The following is a 1,633-nucleotide window of genomic DNA, read 5'->3' as shown; positions in this document are numbered from 1 at the left end:
CATTCCTTTCAGAAATGGCATCCCGGTGATCGACAGCACACCGGTTCAGCAATCGCTCGCCGCCTGATGAACCTGCTCACCGCGTACACCAGATTTGACAATTGCTCTGCGAAATGGCACGACGACCGTCACGTTCGCCGCAGCGTTCGCAACCTTCCATGCATGCCCGGCTGAACCGAACCATGCTGCTGCCGATACCGCGATCGCACGCGGATGAACTCTCGCTTCAGCACCATGCCGCCTGTGAGGCGCTTCGCACGAACTAGGGTTCAGAGCACGGTCTGGCGACCCCTGCTGCAGATGGTGATCGTCACCGCCATCATTGATGAGGCGCGCCGGCACGAGCTCGGCACCGATGCGATCAAGGCCGGAGAACAGGCCATCAACGAGGCGCTCGAGCGCGGCCGCGCCCGCGTCGGCTGGTTTCTGGATGGGCAGGGCGAAGAGATCGTCGTTGTGCCGATCGCCTGGAACGGCTTGAGCGCTTGCGCGACAGCAGGTCATACCCCGGACCGACCGTCGATGCATCACTCGGCAGTCCGGTAACCGCTGGTGCATATGCGTACTTGCGCCCTACATCGGAACGTGATCAATCCCTGTCGCGTAGATTCCTGTACGTGCGCTGCGTGGCCGGCGATCCGTGCAGCGCAAGCCAGGTCTGCACGGCCCCGTAATCGTTGGCGGCGTCCAGTGTGTCGCTGGCGGCCAGCGCGCGGAAGGTCCCCTGGGAGCCATCGACCTCGTGCGGCAGGTTCAGGGATTCCCACGGCACGATGTCGCCGCGCTGGCTCGCGACCACGAGTGCGGCCTTGTCCGTGAGGGCAGGCCAGGCCGCGAAGAACGCCTCGATTGCACGGCCTTCCACCGCTGGCGACGACGCGGAATGCGCACGGTCATATCGGCGAGGGTCGTGATGCGGTGCGCAGGGTGTCGATCGCCTGCGCGACGGCCTTCGCGTGCCGTTGCCGTTCACCCGCCGGGTGGCCGGGGAGCGTCGCCAGATCGTCGCGATGGGCGATATGCGCAAGGGCAACCAGTTTGCGCCGGACACGCCCGGAGCAAGCCGCGCGCGGAGCGGCCGTCGCCCAGCGCCGCGAGCAGGTAGCGCTCGACGGCCGGGCGCACGGCCAAGCCCGTGTACCAGGCGCGCAGCGCGGCCAGTTCACCGGCGCCGGGAAAACCGGGCAGCGGATCAGGGCCGGGAGGCGGCAGGGTGGCGCATTTTCATGCGGGCGAGTTTAGCGCACAAACCGGTGCCTCGTGATAATTGAAAAGTTATCTTGAGGGCACGGATTTCATGCAAGCCGTCTCTGATCCGGATGCGCTAAATGCGAGCCCGAATACGAAAAGGGACTGAGTAGTCGTGCTTGAGCGCATAGGGGGAGCGGGATAAGATCCACGCCCTTGGCATGGGGTGCAGGGCGATGCAGGACGCTCCCAGGAGCATGGCAGGCGCAACAGTGCCGTTTCCCAACGTGACCATGCGGCGGCCTGTCGATGACGGTGTGAGCACCGCTGATGGCAGCGTCGGCCTGCCGGGCTTCGAAGCCGGGGGCGCGCCTCGCTCCCTCACGGCGCCTGTGTGGCGAAATTCCTCTTCAGATCATCACGGGACAGGTATGACTGGCAGCAT

General features: G+C 65.3%; 1 protein-coding gene and 1 pseudogene. One reads left to right on the top strand and one right to left on the bottom strand.

The genetic code is table 11. The annotated features are described in order from the left end of the window. The first annotated feature begins 300 nt into the window (after positions 1-300). On the top strand, positions 301-546 hold the full coding sequence (locus tag HV796_RS42155) for a hypothetical protein (RefSeq protein ID WP_175233530.1): 246 nt from the start codon (positions 301-303) through the stop codon (positions 544-546). Positions 547-595: 49 nt separating this feature from the next. On the opposite strand, the pseudogene HV796_RS42150 reads toward HV796_RS42155, so the two are convergent. Next, positions 596-1,212, bottom strand: a pseudogene (locus tag HV796_RS42150) (integrase); the annotation flags it as partial. Between the last annotated feature and the right edge of the window lie 421 nt (positions 1,213-1,633).

It is taken from the genome of Paraburkholderia humisilvae, from assembly GCF_902859855.1.
GTDB classification, from domain to species: domain Bacteria; phylum Pseudomonadota; class Gammaproteobacteria; order Burkholderiales; family Burkholderiaceae; genus Paraburkholderia; species Paraburkholderia humisilvae.
This window is presented reverse-complemented; position numbering and strand designations above follow the sequence as displayed.

Excerpts from the sequence above, each read along its gene's own strand:
- HV796_RS42155 (WP_175233530.1), top strand. The coding sequence starts at position 301 with ATGGTGATCGTCACCGCCATCATTGATGAGGCGCGCCGGCACGAGCTC.